Source organism: Kitasatospora sp. NPDC057518, assembly GCF_042802075.1.
Classification (GTDB): domain Bacteria; phylum Actinomycetota; class Actinomycetes; order Streptomycetales; family Streptomycetaceae; genus Kitasatospora.
Genome location: NZ_JBHVEU010000007.1, coordinates 21,069 through 42,794 on the forward strand (window position 1 = coordinate 21,069; position 21,726 = coordinate 42,794).

The window sequence follows — 21,726 nt, forward strand, 5'->3', positions numbered from 1 at the left end:
ATGACCGATCTGCTGGACCGCCTGCGCGACACCGTCGCCGCCCACCCCGGGCGCACCGCCGTCCTGGCCGGCGCCGACCGCCTGGACTTCGCCGAACTCGACCGCCGCACCGCCGCCCTGGCCCGCGCCCTGCGCGAGCGCGGCGTCGGCCGCGGCGACCGGGTCGGCGTCCACCTCGCCCGCACCGCCGACCTGCCGGTCGCCCTGCTCGCCGTCTGGCGGGCCGGCGCCGCCTACGTCCCGCTCGACCCGGCCTACCCCGCCGAGCGGCTCGCCCACATGGCCGCCGACGCCCGGCTCGCGGCCCTGATCAGCGCCGACGGCCTCCCGGCGGCCGACGGGGTGCCGGTGCTGCGCCCGGACGCCGCCGCCGACGGGCTGGGGGTACCTCCCGGCCGCCAGGCTGGGGGAGAACTGCCCGAGCACGCCCACCCGCTGGACCCGGCGTACGTCATCTACACCTCCGGCTCCACCGGCCGCCCCAAGGGCGTCGAGGTGCCGCGCGGCGCCGTCGCCGCCCTGGTCACGGCCCTGGAGGCGAGCGGCGCCTACCGCGCCGAGCCCGGCGTGGTCGGCTGGAACGCCAGCGTCTCCTTCGACGCCTCCGTCCAGCAGTGGGCCCGGATCTGCCGCGGCGACACCGTCCTGGTCATCGGCGAGGAGCACCGCGCCGACCCGGCCCGGGTGGCCGCCCTGCTGGCCGAGCACGCCGTCACCGACCTCGACCTGACCCCCTCGCACTGGGAGCTGCTGCGCGAGCCGCTGGCCGGCGCCCGGGTGCCGCGGCTGTTCATGGGCGGCGAGGCCGTCCCCGAGCGCACCTGGCGGGAGCTGGCCGACGGCGGCGTCGACGCGCTCAACCTGTACGGGCCCACCGAGTGCACCGTCGACGCCGTCACCGCGCCGATCAGCGGCCCCGGACCGCACCTGGGCGAGCCGCTGCCCGGGATGCGCCTGCACCTGCTGGACGAGAAGCTCGCCCCCGTCCCCGACGGCGTCGTCGGCGAGCTGTACCTGGCCGGGCCCGGCCTCGCCCACGGCTACCTCGGCCGCCCCGGGCTGACCGCCGAACGCTTCGTCGCCGACCCGGTCGCCGCGGGGGAGAGGATGTACCGCACCGGGGACCAGGCCCGGCGCGACGAGGGCGGCCGGCTGGAGTACGTCGGCCGGGTGGACCGCCAGGTCAAGCTGCGCGGCTACCGGGTCGAGCTCGGCGAGGTCGAGCACGCCCTGGCCCGGCTGGCGGGCGTCCGGGCCGCCGCCGTCACCGTCCACGAGCCCGCCCCCGGCGACCGCCGGCTGGCCGGCTACGTCACCGGCGCCGTCACCGCCGCCGAGCTGACCGAGCGGCTGCGGGCCACCGTGCCCGCCCACCTGGTGCCCTCGGTGATCACCGTGCTGGACGCCCTGCCGCTCACCCCGAACGGCAAGGTCGACCTGGCGGCGCTGCCCGCCCCCGCCGCCTCCGCCTCCGCCGCGGAGTCGGGCGCCGGCGGACTGACCGGGCAGGTCGCCGAGGTCTGGGGCACCGTGCTCGGCGTCACCGGCCTCCGGCCCACCGACGACTTCTTCTCGCTCGGCGGCCACTCCATCGCCGCACTGCGGGTCGTCCACCTGCTGCGCCGCCGCCTCGGCATCGAACTCCAGCTGCGCCACCTGCTCGACTCGGCCGACCTGGCCGCCTTCACCGCCACCGTCGAACGGGCCGTCGCGGCCGGCACCGCCGCCCCCCGGCCCGCCCTGACCGCCCGCGCCCGGGCGGCCGGCGCATGACCACCGCCCTGCGGGTGCGGCCCCGCGTCGAAGGGGACTGGCTGTTCGTCCCCGTGCCCCAACCGCGGAGCCCGTACCGGCTGTTCTGCTTCCCGCACGCCGGGGGCGACGCCACCGCCTACACCCCGCTGGCCCGCGCACTCGCCCCGGTGGCCGAGGTCTGGGCGGTGCGCCCGCCGGCCCGCGGCGGCCGGCTCGGCCACCCGATGCCCGCGAGCTTCGACCTGCTGGTCGACGCCGTCCTGGAGGCCCTCGGCCCGCACCTGACCGGGCGGTTCGGCTTCTACGGGCAGAGCTTCGGCGCCCTGCTCGGCTACGAGGCCGCCCGGGCGCTGCCGGCCGGGCGGCGGCCCGAACTGGTCGTCGCCGCCTCCGCCTCGCCGCCCGCCGCCTGGGCCGGGGCGGACCGCCCCCAGTACACCGCCGACGAGCTGCTGCGCCTCGCCGGAATGGGACAACTCGTCGAAGGCGAGGCCGAGTTGAAGGAGCACGCGCTGCGCGGCATCCGCACCGACCTGGACGTGGTCGACACCTACCGGCCCCGTCCGCACCCGCCGATCGGCTCCGCCCTGCACACCGTCGTCGGCGCCGAGGACCCGCTCCTGGCCGTCGGCGGCCTCGAAGGCTGGGCCGCCCACACCAGTGGCGGCTCCGGCCACCACGTCGTCCCCGGCGGCCACCTGCTCGCCACCGTCGACGGGCCCGGCCCGGTCGACCTGCTGACCTCCCTCATCGCGCGGCCCCGTACCGCGCACCTGTCCCGGACGGAGCACTGATGCCCACCACCACCGCGGTCGACCTCACCGACCCCGACCTCTGGGCCCGGCCCGACACCCCCGCGCTGGTCGCGGAGCTGCGCCGGGAGTCCGCCGTCCACCGCACCGACACCGTCGACGACGGGCCGGTCTGGTCGGTGCTCTCCTACCGGCACTCCGCCGAGGTGCTGCGCAACGCCGCCGTCTACAGCTCCGAGCAGGGCTCGCTGCTCGGTGCCGGCGAGGGCAACGTCCCGGTCGGCTCCGGCCGGATGATGGCCCTCACCGACCCGCCCCGGCACCGCGAACTGCGCGCCCCCGCCAACCCGTTCTTCTCGCCCGGCGCCGTGCGCGGGGCCGCCCGGGGCATCGCCGGACTCGCCGCCTCGATCGTCGACCGGGCCGTCGAACTGGGCGAGGTGGACCTCGTCGACGCGGTCTCCGCGCTGCCGCTGTCCGTCATGTGCGACCTGCTGGACGTCCCCGAGGGCGACCGCGAGATGGTCGAGCGGGTCTGCGACGTCGCGTTCCTCGGCCGCACCCCCGAGGAGCGCCGGGCCGGCCACCAGCAGCTCATCCCGTACCTGCTGCACCAGGTGATGCTGCGACGCAGCGACCCGCGCGACGACCTGATCAGCAAGATGGCCACCTACCGGGTCGGCGGGAGGCTGCTGCCGATCGAGGACGTCGTCCTCAACCTGGACAACATCGTGGTCGGCGGCGTCCAGACCGTCCGCCACACCGCAGCGATGGGCCTGTACACCCTGGTCCGGCACCCCGAGCTGTGGCGGAGGCTCCAGCGCGGCGAGGTCGGCATGGACTCGGCGCTGGACGAACTCCTGCGCTGGACCTCGGTCGGGCTGCACACCCTGCGCACCGCGAGCCGGGACACCGAGCTCGACGGGCGCACCATCCGGCGCGGCGACCGGGTCGCGGTCTGGGTCTGGTCCGCCAACCGGGACCCGGAGGCCTTCGACCGGCCCGAGGAGATCCTGCTCGACCGCGCCCCCAACAAGCACCTCGCGCTCGGCCTCGGCGCCCACTACTGCGTCGGCGCGCCGCTGGCCAAGGCCGAACTCGGCGGCCTGTTCACGGCGCTGCTGGAGCGCGTCGCCGTGATCGAGCAGACCGGGCCGGTCGTCCACAACCGCTCGATCATCAACTTCGGCCTGGACCGCTTCCCGGTCCGCCTCACCCCGCGCTGAACCGCCGGGCGACGGGGCGGCCGACGGGACGGCGGGCGGGGCGGCCGACGGGGTGGCAGGCGGGGCGGCGGGCGGGGCGGCGGGCGGGGCGGCAGGCGGCAGGGCCCAACTGCCGCGTTCCTGCCGCGACTCCTGCCCTTCCGCCCCGCGGCCCGCCCCTACCTTCGAAGCAACCCGAGCGAAGCAAGCCGAGCTTCGAAGAAACCCGAAGAGGACACCATGAGCAACCCGTTCGAGGACGACAGCGCCGGCTACCTGGTCCTGGCCAACGACGAGAACCAGCACTCGCTGTGGCCGGTCTGGATCGACGTGCCGGCCGGCTGGACCACCGTCCACGGCGAGGACACCCGCCAGGGCTGCCTCGACTACATCGAGGCCAACTGGACCGACATCAGGCCCGCCAGCCTGGTCGCCGCCCTCTCCGCCCCCGCCGACCGGTGACCGCCGCCATGCCGACCTGGGAACTGAACCCCGGCCGCCCGGCCCTCGCCCACGCGCCGCGCACCGCGGACATGGGCGAGGCCTGCGAGTGGCTGCGCGAGAACGAGAGCGCGCTCACCGACGCCCTGCACCGGTACGGCACCATCTTCCTGCGCGGCCTGCCGGTCACCGGCACCGAGGACGTCGCCGCCGTGCGCGACGTCCTCATCCCCGAGCGCACCCCCTACCGGGAGAAGGCCACCCCGCGCAGCGACTACGGCAACGGCGTCTACTCGTCCACCGACCTGCCGCCGGTCCAGCCGATCCGGATGCACAACGAGAACAGCTACACCCTGACCTTCCCCGGCCGGCTGCTCTTCGCCTGCCTGACCGCCCCCGACGAGGGCGGGGCCACCCCCACCGCGGACTGCCGCCAGGTGCTCGCGCAGCTGCCCGCCCACCTGGTGGAGCGGATGCGGACCAACGGCTGGACGCTCACCCGCAACTACTCGGACTACATCTCGCTCGGCTGGCGCACCGCCTTCGCCACCGAGGACCGCGCCGAGGTCGAGGCCTACTGCAAGGAGAACGGCATCAGCTGCGAGTGGCTGGCGGACGGCAACCTGCGCACCACCCAGGTGCGCCCCGGCACCATCCGCCACCCGCGGACCGGCGAGCAGGTCTGGTTCAACCACCTCGCCTTCTGGAACGCGTGGTCGCTCGACCCGGACATCCGGGAGGCGATGACCGAGGAGTTCGGGCCGGACGGACTGCCGTTCAACACCGGCTTCGGCGACGGCGAGCCGCTGGAGCGCGCCGACGTCGACGCCCTCAACGAGGCCTACCACGCCGCCACCGTGCGGGAGCGCTGGCAGGTCGGCGACGTGATGCTGGTCGACAACGTGCTCTGCGCCCACGGCCGGGACCCGTACCGGGGCGGGCGCAAGATCGCCGTCTCGATGGGGCAGCCCCTGGAGATCCAGGACTGCCGGCCCACCGCGGGGCTCACCGTCTGACCGCCGTCCGTCCCCTCGACCAGCCCGTGCCGTCAGTAGACCCGAGTAGAGGAAGCACCGTGATCCCGGTTTCGTACGCCCAACAGCGGCTCTGGCTGATCGACCAGATCGAGGGGCCGACCGCGCTGTACAACCTGCCGTTCGCCCTGCGCCTGCGCGGCGCGCTCGACACCGCCGCGCTGCGTGCCGCGACGGCGGACGTGGTCGCCCGGCACGAGGCCCTGCGCACGGTGTTCCCGGTGGCCGGGGGAGTCCCGGTGCAGCGGATCCTGCCGGCCGAGGAGGCGCGACCGCGCTTCCTGGCCGAGGACTGCGCACCGGCCGACTACCCGGCCCGCCGGGACGCCGCGGCCGCCGAGACCTTCGACCTGAGCCGCGAACTGCCCATCCGGGTCACGGTGTTCACCCTCTCCCCGACCGAGCACGTGCTGCTCGTGGTGCTCCACCACATCGCCGGCGACGGCTGGTCGCTCGGCCCGCTGCTGCGCGACCTCGCCGAGGCCTACCGGGCCCGGCTGGCCGGCGGCGCCCCCGACTGGGAGCCGCTGCCGATCCAGTACGCCGACTACGCGCTCTGGCAGCGCGACCTGCTCGGCGACGAGCACGACCCCGAGAGCCTGCTCGCCCGCCAACTCGCCCACTGGCGCGAGGCGTTGGCCGGTCTGCCGGAGGAACTGGAACTGCCGACGGACCGCCCCCGGCCGCCCGCCCCCACCGGCGCCGCCGACTCCGTCGACCTCGCCTGGGACGCCGGCCTGCACACCGCCCTGCTCGACCTCGCCCACACCCACCGCACCACCCTGTTCACCGTCCTCCAGGCCGGTCTGGCCGCCCTGTTCACCCGGCTCGGCGCCGGCACCGACATCCCGCTCGGCACCGGCCTCGCCGGACGCGCCGACGAGGCCCTGGACGACCTGGTCGGCTTCTTCGTCAACTCCCTGGTCCTGAGAGCGGACACCTCCGGCGACCCGGGCTTCGCCGAGCTGCTCGGCCGGGTCCGGGAGGCCCAGCTCGACGCCTTCGCGAACCAGGACCTCCCCTTCGAGCGCCTCGTCGAGGAGCTCAACCCGCCCCGCGCGCTCGGCCGCCACCCGCTGTTCCAGACCCTGCTGGTGCTCCAGAACCACGGCCAGGACGCCGAACTCGCCCTGCCCGGGCTGGAGTCCGCCCCCGAACCGATCGGCCTGCGGGTCGCCAAGTTCGACCTCAACATCGGCATCGCCGAACAGCACGGCCCCGACGGTGCCCCCGCCGGGCTCACCGGCTCGATCGAGTACGCCGCCGACCTCTACGACCGCGCCACCGTCACCGCCCTCGCCGAGCGGCTCGGCCGGCTGCTGGCCGGCGCCGCCGCCGACCCCCACGCCCCCATCGGCACCCTGGAGCTGCTCGCCCCCGAGGAGCGCACCCGCGTCCTCACCGAGTGGAACGCCACCGACACGCCCCGGTGGAGCGGCACCCTCGCCGAGTCCTTCGAGCGCCAGGCCGACCGCACCCCGCACGCCACCGCCCTCGTCCACGACGGCGGCACCCTCGACTACGCCGCACTCGACGCCCGCGCCAACCGCCTCGCCCACCACCTGACCGCCCTCGGCGTCGGCCCCGAGACCCCCGTCGCGATGCTGATGGAGCGCTCCGCCGACGTCGTCGTCGCCACCCTCGCCGTCCTCAAGGCCGGCGGCTGCTACGTCCCCATGCACCCCGGCCTGCCGCCCGAGCGGATGGCCGACGTGCTCGCCGACACCGGCGCCCCCGTCCTGCTCACCGACCGCGCGGACCCCGGCTTCCCGCACGGCGCCGCCGTGGTCCGCCCCGGCGACGAGGCCGGCGCCCCCGACCACCGCCCCGCCCTGCCCGTCCACCCGGACCGGCTCGCCTACGTGATGTACACCTCCGGCTCCACCGGCCGCCCCAAGGGCGTGGCCGTGCGCCACCGCGACGTCGTCGACCTCGCCGCCGACCGGCGCTGGCAGGACGGCCGCCACCAGCGCGTCCTGCTGCACTCCCCGCACGCCTTCGACGCCGCCACCTACGAGATCTGGACGCCCCTGCTGGCCGGCGGCACCGTCGTGGTCGCCCCGCCCGGCGCCCTCGACGCCACCGCCCTGCACGCCGTCACCGTCCGCCACGGCGTCACCGCCGTCTTCCTCACCAAGGCCCTGTTCGACCTCGTTGCCGAGCAGGCCCCGGAGACCTTCGCCGCCCTGCGCGTCGTCTGCACCGGCGGTGAGGCCGCCTCCGGCACCCTGCTGCGGCGCGTCCTGGACGCCTGCCCCGACCTGCTGCTCGCCCACGTCTACGGGCCCACCGAGACCACCACCTTCGCCACCCACCACCCGCTCGCCGCCGCCGACCTCGACGGCCCCCGGGTGCCGATCGGCGGCCCGCTGGACAACATGCGCGGCTACGTCCTGGACGCCCGGCTGCGCCCCGTGCCGCCCGGCGTCCCCGGCGAGCTGTACCTCGCCGGCGCCGGTCTGGCCCGCGGCTACCTCAACCGGCCCGGCCTGACCGCCGAACGCTTCGTCGCCTGCCCGTACCTGCCGGGCGAGCGGATGTACCGCACCGGGGACCTGGTCCGCCGGCGCGCCGACGGCGCCGTGGAGTTCCTCGGCCGGATCGACGGCCAGGTCAAGCTGCGCGGCTTCCGGATCGAGCTCGGCGAGATCGAGGCGGCGCTGTCCCGCCACCCCGCCGTCCGCCAGGTCATCGTGATCGCCCGCGAGGACCGCCCCGGCGACCTGCGGCTGGTCGCCTACTGCACCGCCGAGCCCGGGCTCACCCCGGACGGGCTGCGCGCCTTCGCCGGCACCGTACTGCCCGGCTACATGGTCCCCGCCGCGGCCGTCCTGCTGGACGCCCTGCCGCTCAACGCCAACGGCAAGGTCGACCGCCGCGCCCTGCCCGCCCCCGACCTCGCCGCCGACGACACCGGGCGCGCCCCCCGCGACGAGCGCGAACGGGTGCTCTGCGAGCTCTACGGCGAACTCCTCGGCATCGACGACATCACCATCGACGACGACTTCTTCGCCCTCGGCGGCCACTCCCTGCTCGCCACCCGCCTGGTCGGCCGGGCGCGCACCGAACTCGGCGTCGAACTCGCCATCGGCGACCTCTTCCAGGCGCCCACCGTCGCCGGGCTCGCCGAGCGGATCGCCGAGCGCGCCGCCGGCGCCCCCGCCCAGGCCCGCCCGGCACTGCGGCCCGCCGTCCGGCCCGAGCGGGTGCCGCTCTCCTTCGCCCAGCGCCGCCTCTGGTTCCTCGCCCAGGCCGAGGGCCCCACCGCCACCTACAACATCACCCTCGCCCTGCGGCTGCGCGGCCCGCTCGACCCCGCCGCCCTGGCGGACGCCCTCGGCGACACCGTCCGGCGGCACGAGGCGCTGCGCACCGTCTTCGCCGAGCACGACGGCACCCCGTACCAGCGCATCCTGGACGGGCCCGTGGCCCCGCTGCTCACCACCACCGACCGCCCGGTGGACGAACTCGCCCGGCACGGCTTCGACCTCGCCGCCGACCTGCCCGTGCACGCCTACCTGCGGCCCGAGGGCCCGGACGAGCACGTCCTGGTCCTGGTCCTGCACCACATCGCCGGGGACGGCGCCTCGCTCGGCCCGCTCTACCGCGACCTCACCGACGCCTACCGGGCCCGCCAGGGCGGCCACGCCCCCGACTGGGAGCCGCTGCCCGTCCAGTACGCCGACCACGCGCTGTGGCAGCACGACCTGCTCGGCGACGAGGACGACCCGCAGAGCCTGGCCGCCCGCCAACTCGCCCACTGGCGCGAGGCGTTGGCCGGTCTGCCGGAGGAGCTGGCACTGCCCGCGGACCGCCCCCGGCCGCCGGTCGCCAGCCACCGCGGCGCCGTCGTCCCGCTGGAGCTCGACGCGGACCTGCACGCCCGGCTCGCCGACCTCGCCGCCGAGCACGGCGCGACGCTCTTCATGGTCCTCCAAGCCGCCTACGCCACCCTGCTGCACCGCTTCGGCGCCGGCACCGACCTGCCGATCGGCACCCCGGTGGCCGGGCGCCTCGACGAGGCCGCCACCGACCTGGTCGGCTACTTCGCCAACACCCTGGTGCTGCGCACCGACCTCTCCGGCCGGCCGAGCTTCGCCGAACTGCTGCGCCGCGTCCGGGAGACCGACCTCGCCGCGTACGAGCACCAGGACACGCCGTTCGAGCGCCTGGTCGAGGAGTTCAACCCGGTCCGCTCGCTGGCCCGGCACCCGCTGTTCCAGGTGATGCTGACCTTCGCCGCCGCCGCCGAGGGCGGCCCCGCCTTCCCCGGCGTGACGGCCACCGAGGAGCCGGTGGAGTACGGCACCGCCAAGTTCGACCTCAAGCTGGCGCTGACCGAGCGCCACCGCGCCGACGGCACCCCGGACGGGCTCGCGGGCGGGCTGGAGTACGCCACCGACCTGTTCGACCCGGAGACCGCGCAGCGGCTGGCCGACGTACTGGCCCTGATCCTGCGGCAGGCCGCCGCCGACCCGGAGCTCAGCGTCGCGGCGGCCGGGCTGACGCCCGCGGGCGGGGCGGCCGAACTCCGCCACTCCGCAGGGCCGTTGGCATCGGAGGTGCCGCTGCTTCCGGCGGTGTTCGAGGAGCAGGCGGCGGCCACGCCGGAGGCGGTGGCGCTGGTGTGCGGTGACGAGGTGCTGACGTACCGGGAGTTGGACGCGCGGGCCTCCCGGCTCGCGGGCCGGCTGGTCGGTGCGGGGGTGACGCCGGGCGCGATGGTGGCGCTGGCGCTGCCGCGCTCGGTGGAGTCCGTGGTCGGGCTGCTCGCGGTGCTCAAGGCCGGCGGGGTGTACCTACCGCTGGACGCCGAGTACCCGGCGGACCGCACCGCCTACACCCTGACGAACGCCGGGCCCGCGCTGGTGCTGACCGACGGCCGCTGGCCGCTGCCCGAACTGCTCGCCGAATTCCAGGTGTTGGACGTCACCGACGCGCCGGGTCCGGTGGAGTTCACCAGGCCTGTCCTGGGCGGGTCGGACGCGGCGTACGTGATCCACACGTCCGGCTCGACGGGCCGGCCCAAGGGTGTGGTGGTCTCGCACGGCAGCATCGCCGCCCTGCTGGCCGGCCACCGCGCGACGCTGGTCGCGGACGCGGAGGCGGCGCACGGCAGGCTGCGGGTCGCGTTGACGGCTTCGCTCTGCTTCGACGCCTCGATGGAGGTCGTGCTGTGGATGGTCGCCGGGCACGAGCTGCACCTGATCGGTGACGAGGTGCGCCGGGACGCCCGGCAGCTGGTCCGCCACGTCCACGCGGTCGGGCTGGACGCGCTGCACGTCACTCCGTCGTACGCCGAGCAACTGGTCGAGGAGGGGCTGCTGGAGGAGCCCGCGCCGAAGCTGCTGCTGCTCGGTGGCGAGGCGATCGGGCAGGGCCTGTGGACGAGGCTGTGCGCGGCTCCGCTGACCGCCGGCCACACCATGTACGGGCCGACCGAGTCGACCGTGCACGCCCTCACCCGGCCGTTCGACGGTGCGGACCGGCCGGTGCTCGGCCAGACCGTCGCCGGGACCACCGGGTACGTGCTGGACGAGCACCTGAACCAGGCGCCGGTCGGCGTCCCCGGGGAGCTCTACCTGGCCGGCGCCGGACTGGCCCGCGGGTACCTGGGCCAGTCCGCTCTCACGGCGGAGCGGTTCGTCGCCAGCCCGTTCGTCGCGGGTGAGCGGATGTACCGTACCGGGGACCTGGTGCGCCGCGCCCGGGACGGTGAGCTGGAGTACCTCGGCCGCACCGACAACCAGGTGAAGATCCGCGGCTTCCGGATCGAACCCGGCGAGATCGAGGCCGTGCTGGCCGGCCACCCGGCCGTGCGCCAGGCCGCCGTGCTGCCCGACGACAGCGGCCGGCGCCTGGTCGCCTACCTGGTCGCCGACGGCCCCCTCGACGCGGCCGCCCTGCGCTCCTTCGCCGCCGAGTCGCTGCCCGGCTACATGGTCCCGGCCGCCTTCGTGGAGCTCGACGCCCTGCCGCTGACCGCCAACGGCAAGCTGGACCGCGCCGCGCTCCCGGCCCCCGACTTCGCCGCGCTGGCCGGCGGCCGGGCCGCCCGCACCCCGCAGGAGGAGATCCTCTGCGGCCTGTTCCGCGAGGTGCTCGGCCTCGACGTGGTCGGCGCCGACGACGACTTCTTCGAGCTCGGCGGCCACTCGCTGCTCGCCATCCGGCTGCTCAGCCGGGTCCGCGCGACGCTGGGCGCGGAACTCGGCATCCGGGACGTCTTCGAGGCGCCGACACCGGCCGGGCTCGCCGCCTGCCTCGGATCGGGGGCGGAGCGTCTCGCGCTGACCGCCTACGTCGAGCGGCCGGAGCGGGTGCCGCTCTCCTTCGCCCAGCAGCGGCTCTGGCTGATCGACCGGATCGAGGGGCCGAGCGCCCTCTACAACTCGCCGCTGGCGCTGCGCCTGACCGGCGAGCTGGACCAGGCGGCGCTGGAACGCGCCCTCGGCGACCTGGTCGCCCGGCACGAGGTCCTGCGCACCCTGATGGTGGAGACCGACGGCGAACCGCACCAGCTGATCCTGCCGGCCGGGGCGGCCTCGGTGCCCTTCGAGGTCCGGGACTGCCCGGCGGAGGAGGTCGGCGAGTCCGTCGACGCGGCCTCCCGCCGGCCCTTCGACCTGGCGGCCGAACTCCCGGTGCGCGCCCTGCTGTTGCGGGTCGACGCCGAGGAACACGTGCTGGTCCTGGTGCTGCACCACATCGCGAGCGACGGCTGGTCGACCCGCAAGCTGGTGCGCGACCTCGCCGCCGCCTACGCGGCGCGGACGGCCGGAACCGCGCCGCGACAGGCGCCGCTGCCCGTCCAGTACGCCGACTACGCGCTCTGGCAGCGCGACCTGCTCGGCGACGAGGCCGACGAGGAGAGCCTCTTCTCCCGCCAACTCGCCTACTGGAACCAGACCCTGGCCGGAATGCCGGAGGAGCTGGCGCTCCCGGCGGACCGCCCCAGGGGCGCCGCCGCCAGCCACCAGGGCGACCGGGTGGCACAGCTGCTCGACGTCGAACTCCACCGTGCGCTGCGGACCCTGGCGCGCGAGCAGCGGGTGACGATGTTCATGGCCATCCAGGCCGCCTTCGCCGCCCTGCTCACCCGGCTCGGCGCGGGCACCGACGTGCCGATCGGCTCCGTGGTCGCCGGGCGCTCCGACGAGGCGCTGGACGAACTGGTCGGCTTCTTCGTCAACACCCTGGTGCTGCGCACCGACACCTCGGGCAACCCGAGCTTCACCGAGCTGCTGGCCCGGGTCCGGGAGACCGACCTCGGCGCCTACGCCCACCAGGACGTGCCGTTCGAGCGCCTGGTCGAGGAGCTCAACCCGACCCGCTCGCTGGCCCGGCACCCGCTCTTCCAGGTCGCGATGGTGCTCCAGAACAACGAGCAGGCCGACGCCTCCTCGTCCGGCCTGTGGAACGGGGTGCTGCCGGCCGCCACCGGGGTCGCCAAGTTCGACCTCAACGTGACCGCCCAGGAGCTCTTCGGCCCGGACGGTGAGCCCGCCGGGATCGACTTCGCGCTCGACTACGCGACGGACCTGTTCGACCAGGAGACGGCCGAGGCGATCGTCCGCCACTTCGCCGGCCTGCTGGCGGCGGCCGTCGAGCGGCCGGACACCCGGATCGGGGCGCTGCCGCTGGTGAGCCCGGCGGAGCTGGCCGAACTGCTCGGCGGTGCCACGCCGTTGGCTTCGGAGGTGCCGCTTCTTCCGGCGGTGTTCGAGGAGCAGGCGGTGGCCACGCCGGAGGCGGTGGCGCTGGTGTGCGGTGAGGAGGTGCTGACGTACCGGGAGTTGGATGCGCGGGCCGGACGGCTTGCGGGTCGGCTGGTCGGTGCCGGGGTGACGCCGGGCGCGATGGTGGCGATCGCCTTGCCGCGCTCGGTGGAGTCGGTGGTCGGGCTGCTCGCGGTGCTCAAGGCGGGCGGGGTGTACCTGCCGCTGGACGCCGAGTACCCGGCGGAGCGTACCGGGCACATCCTGGCGGACGCACTGCCCGCGCTGGTGCTGACGGACAGCCGCTGGCCGCTGCCCGAGGTGCTGGCCGAGCTGCCGGTGTTGGACGTCACGGACGTTCCCGGACCGGTGGAGTTCACCAGGCCCGTCCTGGGCGGGGCGGACGCGGCGTACGTGATCCACACCTCCGGCTCGACCGGTCGTCCGAAGGGTGTGGTGGTCTCGCACGGGAGCATCGCCGCCCTGCTGGCCGGCCACCGGGCGACGTTGGTCGCGGACGCGGAGGCGGCGCACGGCAGGCTGCGGGTGGCGTTGACGGCTTCGCTCTGCTTCGACGCCTCGTTGGAGGTGGTGCTGTGGATGGTCGCCGGGCACGAACTGCACCTGATCGGTGACGAGGTGCGCCGGGACGCCCGGCAGCTGGTCCGCCACGTCCGCGAGGTCGGGCTGGACGCGCTGCACGTCACTCCGTCGTACGCCGAGCAGTTGGTCGAGGAGGGGCTGCTGGAGGAGCCGGCGCCGAAGCTGCTGCTGCTCGGTGGCGAGGCCATCGGGCAGGGCCTGTGGACCAGGCTGTGCGCGGCTCCGCTGACCGCAGGCCACACCATGTACGGCCCGACCGAGTCCACCGTGCACGCCCTCACCCGGCCGCTTGACGGCGTGGACCGGCCGGTGCTCGGCCGGGCCGTCGCGGGGACGGCCGGGTACGTGCTGGACGAGCACCTGAACCTGGTCCCGCGTGGGGTGGCGGGCGAGTTGTACCTGGCGGGTGCCGGACTGGCCCGCGGGTACCTGGGACGCGCCGCGCTGACGGCGGAGCGGTTCGTCGCCAGCCCGTTCGTCGCGGGTGAGCGGATGTACCGTACCGGTGACCTGGTGCGCCGTGCCCGTGACGGTGAGCTGGAGTACCTGGGCCGGACCGACGACCAGGTGAAGATCCGTGGCTTCCGGATCGAACTCGGTGAGATCGAGGCGGTGTTGGCGGCCCACCCGGCTGTCCGTCAGGCCGTGGTGACCGTTCGGGAGAGCGAGGACGGGGACCGTCGGCTGATCGCCTACTGCGCGGTGGCCGAGGACGCCGGCCCCGAGCTCGGTAGCGCGCTGCGCCGGTTCACGGCCGAGTCGCTGCCCGGCTACATGGTCCCGGCCGCAGTGGTGACGCTCGATGCCCTGCCGCTGACCGCCAACGGCAAGCTGGACCGCGCCGCGCTCCCGGCCCCCGACTTCGCCGCGCTGGCCGGCGGCCGGGCGGCCCGTACGCCGCAGGAGGAGATCCTGTGCGGTCTGTTCGCGGAGGTGCTCGGCCTGGACGTGGTCGGGGTGGAGGACGACTTCTTCGCGCTGGGCGGGCACTCGTTGCTGGCGACCCGGTTGCTCAGCCGGGTGCGCTCGACGCTGGCTGCCGAGCTGGCGGTCCGGGACGTCTTCGAGGCGCCGACGCCCGCCGGGCTGGCGGCCCGCCTGGGTTCGGGGGCGGAGCGTCTCGCGCTGACCGCCCATGCCGAGCGGCCGGAGCGGGTGCCGCTCTCCTTCGCCCAGCAGCGGCTCTGGCTGATCGACCGGATGGAGGGGCCCAGCGCGGTGTACAACCTGCCGCTGGTGCTCCGCGTGGCGGGCGAGCTGGACGCCGACGCCCTCGGCTCGGCCCTGGGCGACCTGGTTGCCCGGCACGAGGTCCTGCGCACGCTGGTGGTGGAGACCGACGGTGAACCGCACCAGCTGATCCTGCCGGTCGGGGCGGCACCGGTGCCCTTCGAGGTCCGGGACTGCCCGGCCGAGGAGATCGGCGAGTCCGTCGACGCGGCCTCCCGCCGGCCCTTCGACCTGGCGGCCGAACTCCCGGTGCGCGCCCTGCTGTTGCGGGTCTCCTCGGAAGATCACGTGCTGGTCCTGGTGCTGCACCACATCGCCGGTGACGGGTGGTCGATGGGTCCGCTGCTGCGGGACCTCGCCGCCGCCTATGCGGCGCGGACGGCGGGCACGGTGCCCGGGTGGGCGCCGCTGCCCGTCCAGTACGCCGACTACGCGCTCTGGCAGCGCGACCTGCTCGGCGACGAGGCCGACGAGGAGAGCCTCATCTCCCGCCAACTCGGCTACTGGCGCGAGGCGCTGGCCGATCTTCCGGAGGAGCTGGCGCTGCCGGCGGACCGTCCGCGGGGTGCCGTCGCCAGTCACCAGGGCGGCCGGGTGGTGCTTCCGTTGGGTGCCGAACTGCACCGTGCGCTGGTGACGTTGGCGCGTGAGCAGCGGGTGACGATGTTCATGGCCGCGCAGGCGGCGCTCGCCGCCCTGCTCACCCGGCTCGGTGCCGGGACGGACATCCCGATCGGTTCGGTGACGGCGGGGCGTTCGGACGAGGCGGTGGACCAGCTGGTCGGCTTCTTCGTCAACACGCTGGTGCTGCGGACCGACACGTCGGGCAATCCGAGCTTCACGGAGCTGCTGGCCCGGGTCCGGGAGACCCAGCTCGATGCCCATGCCCATCAGGACGTGCCGTTCGAGCGCCTGGTCGAGGAGCTCAACCCGACTCGCTCGCTGGCCCGGCACCCGCTCTTCCAGGTGATGCTGGTCCTTCAGGGCGGCGGTGACACGGCGCCGCTGGACGCGACCGGGCTGGACGTCTCGGTCGAGCCGTCCGGTCGTGCGGTCGCCAAGTTCGACCTGAGTGTCGGTATCGGTGAGTCCTTCGGTCCGGACGGCGCGCCGGCCGGTCTGGAGTGCGTGGTCGACTTCGCGACGGACCTGTTCGACCGCGAGACGGTCGAGGCGATCGCCGTCCGGTTCGGCCGGCTGCTGGCCGCCGTCGCGGCCGGTCCGGACCTGCCGATCGGCAGGGCGGAGCTGCTGTCCCCGGAGGAGCGGGCCGAACTGCTCGGTGCTGCGCGGCCGTTGGCTTCGGAGGTGCCGCTGCTTTCGGCGGTGTTCGAGGAGCAGGTGGCGGCCACGCCGGAGGCGGTGGCGCTGGTGTGCGGCGAAGAGGTGCTGACGTACCGGGAGTTGGACGCACGGGCCGGACGGCTCGCGGGTCGGCTGGTCGGTGCCGGGGTGACGCCGGGGGCGGTGGTGGCGATCGCCTTGCCGCGTTCGGTGGAGTCGGTGGTCGGGCTGCTCGCGGTGCTCAAGGCCGGCGGGGTCTACCTGCCGCTGGACGCCGGGTACCCGGCGGAGCGCACGGCCTACACCCTGGCGGATGCCGAGCCCGTTCTCGTGCTGACCGACGGCCGGTGGCCGCTGCCCGAACTGCTGGCAGAACTCCCGGTGTTGGACGTCACGGACGCGCCGGGATCGGCACAGGGTCCCCTGATTGCTCTGGGCGCAGCGGACGCGGCGTACGTGATCTACACCTCCGGCTCGACCGGCCGTCCGAAGGGTGTGGTGGTCTCGCACGGCAGTCTCGCCGCTCTGCTGGCCGGCCACCGGGCGGGCATGATGGCGGGGGAGGAGAACCGGAAGTTCGCGCTGACGGCCTCGCTCTGCTTCGACGCCTCCTGGGAGGGCCTGCTCTGGATGGTGGTCGGGCATGAGCTGCACCTGATCGACGACGAGGTCCGCCGGGACGCCGGGCAACTGGTCCGCCATGTGCGCGAGTCGGCGATCGACGTGGTGAACGCCACGCCGTCCTTCCTGGTCCAACTGGTCGAGGAGGGCCTGCTGGAGGCGCCGGCGCCGAGCGTCGTGCTGGTGGGTGGTGAGGCCGTCGGCCAGGCACTGTGGACGCGGCTGCGGGAGACCCCGGGACTGCGGGCGTACAACCTGTACGGGCCGACGGAGTCCACCGTGGAGGCGCTGGAGCAGCCGCTCGACGGTTCGGACCGGCCGGTGCTCGGCCGGGCCGTCGCCGGGACCGTCGGGTACGTGCTGGACGAGCACCTGAACCCGGCGCCGGTCGGCATCCCCGGGGAGCTGTACCTGGCGGGCGCCGGACTGGCCCGGGGGTACCTGGGCCGCGCCGCGCTCACGGCGGAGCGGTTCGTCGCCAGCCCGTTTGTGTCGGGTGAGCGGATGTACCGCACCGGTGACCTGGTGCGTCGTGCCCGTGACGGTGAGCTGGAGTACCTGGGCCGGACCGACGACCAGGTGAAGATCCGTGGTTTCCGGATCGAACTCGGTGAGATCGAGGCGGTGTTGGCGGCCCATCCGGCTGTCCGTCAGGCCGTGGTGACCGTTCGGGAGAGCGAGGACGGGGACCGTCGGCTGATCGCCTACTGCGCGGTGGCCGAGGCTTCCACCTCCGAACTCGGCGGCGCACTGCGCCGGTTCACGGCCGAGTCGCTGCCCGGCTACATGGTCCCGGCCGCAGTGGTGACGCTCGATGCCCTGCCGCTGACCGGCAGCGGCAAGGTCGACCACCGTGCCCTGCCCGAACCCGACCTGGCAGCATTCGCGCCGGCCGGTGGCCGGGCGGCCCGTACGCCGCAGGAGGAGATCCTGTGCGGTCTGTTCGCGGAGGTGCTCGGCCTGGACGTGATCGGGGTGGAGGACGACTTCTTCGCGCTGGGCGGGCACTCACTGCTCGCGACCCGGTTGCTCAGTCGGGTGCGCTCGACGCTGGCCGCCGAGTTGGCCGTCCGGGACGTGTTCGAGGCGCCGACGCCGGCCGGGCTGGCGGCCCGCCTGGGTTCGGGGGCGGAGCGTCTCGCGCTGACCGCTCACGCCGAGCGGCCGGAGCGGGTGCCGCTGTCCTTCGCGCAGCAGCGGCTCTGGCTGATCGACCGGATGGAGGGGCCGAGCGCGGTGTACAACCTGCCGCTGGTGCTCCGCGTGGCGGGTGAGCTGGACGCCGACGCCCTCGGCTCGGCCCTGGGCGACCTGGTCGCCCGGCACGAGGTCCTGCGCACGCTGATCGAGGAGGAGGACGGCACCCCGTACCAGCGCGTCCTGCCGGCCTGGGCGGCCCGGGTGCCCGTCGAGCTGCTGCCCGAGGGCACCGTGCCGGAGGCCTGCACCGGGCGCCCGTTCGACCTGGCCGCCGACCTGCCGATCCGGGCCCACCTGATCCCGGCCGGGCAGGCCGAGTACCTGCTGGTGCTGGTGCTGCACCACATCGCCGGTGACGGGTGGTCGATGGGGCCGCTGCTGCGGGACCTCGCCGCCGCCTACGCGGCGCGGACGGCGGGTACCGTGCCCGGGTGGGCGCCGCTGCCCGTCCAGTACGCCGACTACGCGCTCTGGCAGCGCGAGCTGCTCGACGAAGCGGACCAGGACGGCCCGATGGCACGCCAACTCGGCTACTGGCGCGAGGCGCTGGCCGATCTTCCGGAGGAGCTGGCGCTGCCGGCGGACCGTCCGCGGGGTGCCGTGGCCAGCCACCGGGGTGACCGGGTGGTGCTTCCGTTGGGTGCCGAACTGCACCGTGCGCTGGTGACGTTGGCGCGCGAGCAGCGGGTGACGATGTTCATGACCGCGCAGGCGGCGCTCGCCGCCCTGCTCACCCGGCTCGGCGCCGGGACGGACATCCCGATCGGTTCGGTGACGGCGGGGCGCTCGGACGAGGCGGTGGACCAGCTGGTCGGCTTCTTCGTCAACACCCTGGTGCTGCGCACGGATACGTCGGGCAATCCGAGTTTCACGGAGCTGTTGGGCCGGGTCCGGGAGACCCAGCTCGATGCCCATGCCCATCAGGACGTGCCGTTCGAGCGTCTGGTCGAGGAGCTCAATCCGGCTCGTTCGCTGGCCCGGCATCCGCTGTTCCAGGTGATGCTGGTCCTTCAGGGCGGTGGCGACACGGCGCCGCTGGACGCGGCCGGGCTGGACGTCTCCGTGGAGCCGTCCGGTCGCGCGGTCGCCAAGTTCGACCTGAGTGTCGGCATCGGCGAGTCCTTCGGTCCGGACGGCGCACCGGCCGGTCTGGAGTGCGTGCTCGACTTCGCGACGGACCTCTTCGACCGGGAGACGGCCGAGGCGATGGTCCGCCACTTCGCCGGCCTGCTGACGGCGGCCGTCGAGCGGCCGGACACCCGGATCGGGGCACTGCCGTTGGTGAGTCCGGAGGAGCGGGCCGAACTGCTCGGTGCTGCGCGGCCGTTGGCTTCGGAGGTGCCGCTGCTTCCGGCGGTGTTCGAGGAGCAGGTGGCGGCCACGCCGGAGGCGGTGGCGTTGGTGTGCGGTGAAGAGGTGCTGACGTACCGGGAGTTGGACGCACGGGCCGGACGGCTCGCGGGTCGGCTGGTCGGTGCCGGGGTGACGCCCGGTGCGGTGGTGGCGTTGGCGCTGCCGCGCTCGGTGGAGTCCGTGGTCGGGCTGCTCGCGGTGCTGAAGGCGGGCGGGGTGTACCTGCCGCTGGACGCCGGGTATCCGGCGGAGCGCACGGCCTACACCCTGGCGGACGCCGGGCCCGCGCTGGTGCTGACCGACGACCGGTGGCCGCTGCCCGAACTGCTGGCAGAACTCCCGGTGTTGGACGTCACGGACGTGCCCGGACCGGCGGAGTTCACCAGGCCCGTCCTGGACGGGGCGGACGCGGCGTACGTGATCTACACCTCCGGTTCCACCGGCCGCCCGAAGGGTGTGGTGGTCTCGCATGGCAGCCTCGCCGCCCTGCTGGCCGGCCATCGGGCGGGCATGATGGCGGGGGAGGAGAACCGGAAGTTCGCGCTGACGGCCTCGCTCTGCTTCGACGCCTCCTGGGAGGGCCTGCTGTGGATGGTGGTCGGGCATGAACTGCACCTGATCGGCGAGGACCTGCGCCTCGACGCGGCCGCGCTGGTCCGCCACCTCGGTTCGCACGGCATCGACGTGGTGAACGCCACCCCGTCCTTCGTGGCCCAACTCGTCGAGGAGGGCCTGCTGGAGGCGCCTGCGCCGGGCGTCGTGCTGGTGGGCGGCGAGGCCGTCGGCCAGGCGCTGTGGACGCGGTTGCGGGAGACCCCGGGGCTTCGGGCGTACAACCTGTACGGTCCGACCGAGTCCACCGTGGAGGCGCTGGAGCAGCCGCTCGACGGCTCGGACCGGCCGGTGCTCGGCCGGGCTGTCGCGGGGACCGCCGGGTACGTGCTGGACGAGCACCTGAACCCGGTGCCCGTCGGCATCCCCGGGGAGCTGTACCTGGCGGGCGCCGGACTGGCCCGGGGCTACCTCAACCGGCCCGCCCTGACCGCCGAGCGCTTCGTCGCCAGCCCGTTCGTCGCGGGTGAGCGGATGTACCGCACCGGGGACCTGGTGCGCCGCGCCCGTGACGGCGAGCTGGAGTACCTCGGCCGGACCGACGACCAGGTGAAGATCCGCGGCTTCCGGATCGAACTCGGCGAGATCGAGCAGGTGTTGACGACTCACCCCGAGGTCGCCGCGGCCGTCGTCCGGCCGGACGACAGCGGCACCCGACTGGTCGCCTACCTGGTCACCGACCGCCCGCTCGACCCGGCCGGCCTGCGGGCCTTCACCGCCGAGCGGCTGCCCGCCCACATGGTGCCCGCCGCCTTCGTCGCGCTGCCCACCCTGCCACTGACCGGCAGCGGGAAGGTCGACCACCGCGCCCTGCCCGCACCGGAGTTCGCCGCCCACCCGGCCGGCCGCCCGGCCCGTACCCCGCGCGAGCAGCTGCTCTGCACCCTGTTCGCCGAAACCCTCGGCCTGGAGCGCGTCGGCATCGACGACGACTTCTTCGATCTGGGCGGGCACTCCCTGCTCGCCATGAAACTGCTCTCGCGCGTCCGCACCGCCCTCGGTGTCGATCTCGGCATGCGGGCGCTGTTCGAGGCGCCCACGGTGGCCGGGCTGGACGGCCGGCTCGACCAGGGCCCGGCGGCCGACGCCCTGGACGTGCTGCTGCCCCTGCGCACCGGCGGCGACCGGCCCCCGCTGTTCTGCGTCCACCCGGCGGCCGGCATCAGCTGGGTCTACTCCGGGCTGCTGCGCCACCTCGACCCGGGGCAGCCGGTGTACGGCCTCCAGGCCCGCGGCCTGCGCGGCGGGGCGCCGGCCAGCGTCGCCGAGATCGCCGAGGACTACGTACGGCAGATCCGCGCCGTCCACCCGTCCGGCCCGTACCACCTGCTGGGCTGGTCCTTCGGTGCGGTAGTCGCCCAGGAGATGGCCGTCCGGCTCCAGGCCGAGGGCGCGCCGGTCGGGCTGCTGGCCCTGCTGGACGGCGGCCCGGCGGTCCGCACCGATGCCGCCCCGCCGTCCGAACCCGCCGACACGGTGGACGAGTTGCTGCGCTCGCTGGGCTACGACCCGGCGGACGGCAGCGGCCAGGCCGATCTGGCGGCGGTGCTCGGCGAGGCCGCGCACGTCCTGCCCGAGGTGTTCGACCGGCACCGCAAACTGATGGCCGAACACCAGCCCCAGCACTACCGGGGCGATGCCGTCTTCTTCGGCGCCACCCTCGGCAAGCCGGCCGACTGGCCGTACGAGGAGGCCTGGCGGCCTCACCTGGACGGGCTGATCGAGGGCCACCGGCTGCCGTTCGGCCACGGCGACCTGGCCCGGCCGGAGCCGCTCGCCCGGATCGCCGCCGTCCTCGCCGACAAGCTGCGGCCCGAGAGCGCCGGCACCACCGACAACGCAGGCACCACCGACAACGCCGGCACCACCGACAACGCCGAGAAGTCCCAGAACACCGAGAAGTCCGGAGCGTGAGCCG

General features: G+C 74.8%; 6 protein-coding genes. All 6 read left to right on the forward strand.

Translation table 11 applies throughout. The annotated features are described in order from the left end of the window. The 6 genes from ACFU7Z_RS01535 (at position 1) to ACFU7Z_RS01560 (ending at position 21,722) form a co-directional block, all read left to right on the forward strand. Entirely contained in the window at positions 1–1,773 is a 1,773-nt protein-coding gene (locus tag ACFU7Z_RS01535) for a non-ribosomal peptide synthetase (RefSeq protein WP_380775238.1), read from the forward strand. Next, positions 1,770–2,549: a thioesterase II family protein gene (locus tag ACFU7Z_RS01540; protein ID WP_380775240.1), complete on the forward strand. Its 780-nt coding sequence runs from the start codon at positions 1,770–1,772 to the stop codon at positions 2,547–2,549. The genes ACFU7Z_RS01535 and ACFU7Z_RS01540 overlap by 4 nt, the downstream gene beginning before the upstream one ends. Further along, the gene (locus ACFU7Z_RS01545) at positions 2,549–3,733 is read left to right on the forward strand and encodes a cytochrome P450 (RefSeq protein ID WP_117486794.1); all 1,185 of its coding nucleotides are present in this window, start codon (positions 2,549–2,551) and stop codon (positions 3,731–3,733) included. The genes ACFU7Z_RS01540 and ACFU7Z_RS01545 overlap by 1 nt, the downstream gene beginning before the upstream one ends. A gap of 219 nt (positions 3,734–3,952) precedes the next feature. Next, positions 3,953–4,174, forward strand: a complete 222-nt coding sequence (locus ACFU7Z_RS01550; RefSeq protein ID WP_049650867.1) for an MbtH family protein — start codon at positions 3,953–3,955, stop codon at positions 4,172–4,174. An 8-nt stretch (positions 4,175–4,182) separates the two neighbouring features. Continuing rightward, the gene (locus ACFU7Z_RS01555; protein WP_074006474.1) at positions 4,183–5,169 is read left to right on the forward strand and encodes a TauD/TfdA family dioxygenase; all 987 of its coding nucleotides are present in this window, start codon (positions 4,183–4,185) and stop codon (positions 5,167–5,169) included. 59 nt (positions 5,170–5,228) lie between these two features. Then, positions 5,229–21,722, forward strand: a complete 16,494-nt coding sequence (locus ACFU7Z_RS01560) for an amino acid adenylation domain-containing protein (protein WP_380775242.1) — start codon at positions 5,229–5,231, stop codon at positions 21,720–21,722. Positions 21,723–21,726 lie beyond the last annotated feature (4 nt).

Excerpts from the sequence above, each read along its gene's own strand:
- ACFU7Z_RS01535 (WP_380775238.1), top strand. The coding sequence starts at position 1 with ATGACCGATCTGCTGGACCGCCTGCGCGACACCGTCGCCGCCCACCCC.
- ACFU7Z_RS01550 (WP_049650867.1), top strand. The coding sequence starts at position 3,953 with ATGAGCAACCCGTTCGAGGACGACAGCGCCGGCTACCTGGTCCTGGCC.
- ACFU7Z_RS01540 (WP_380775240.1), top strand. The coding sequence starts at position 1,770 with ATGACCACCGCCCTGCGGGTGCGGCCCCGCGTCGAAGGGGACTGGCTG.
- ACFU7Z_RS01555 (WP_074006474.1), top strand. The coding sequence starts at position 4,183 with ATGCCGACCTGGGAACTGAACCCCGGCCGCCCGGCCCTCGCCCACGCG.
- ACFU7Z_RS01545 (WP_117486794.1), top strand. The coding sequence starts at position 2,549 with ATGCCCACCACCACCGCGGTCGACCTCACCGACCCCGACCTCTGGGCC.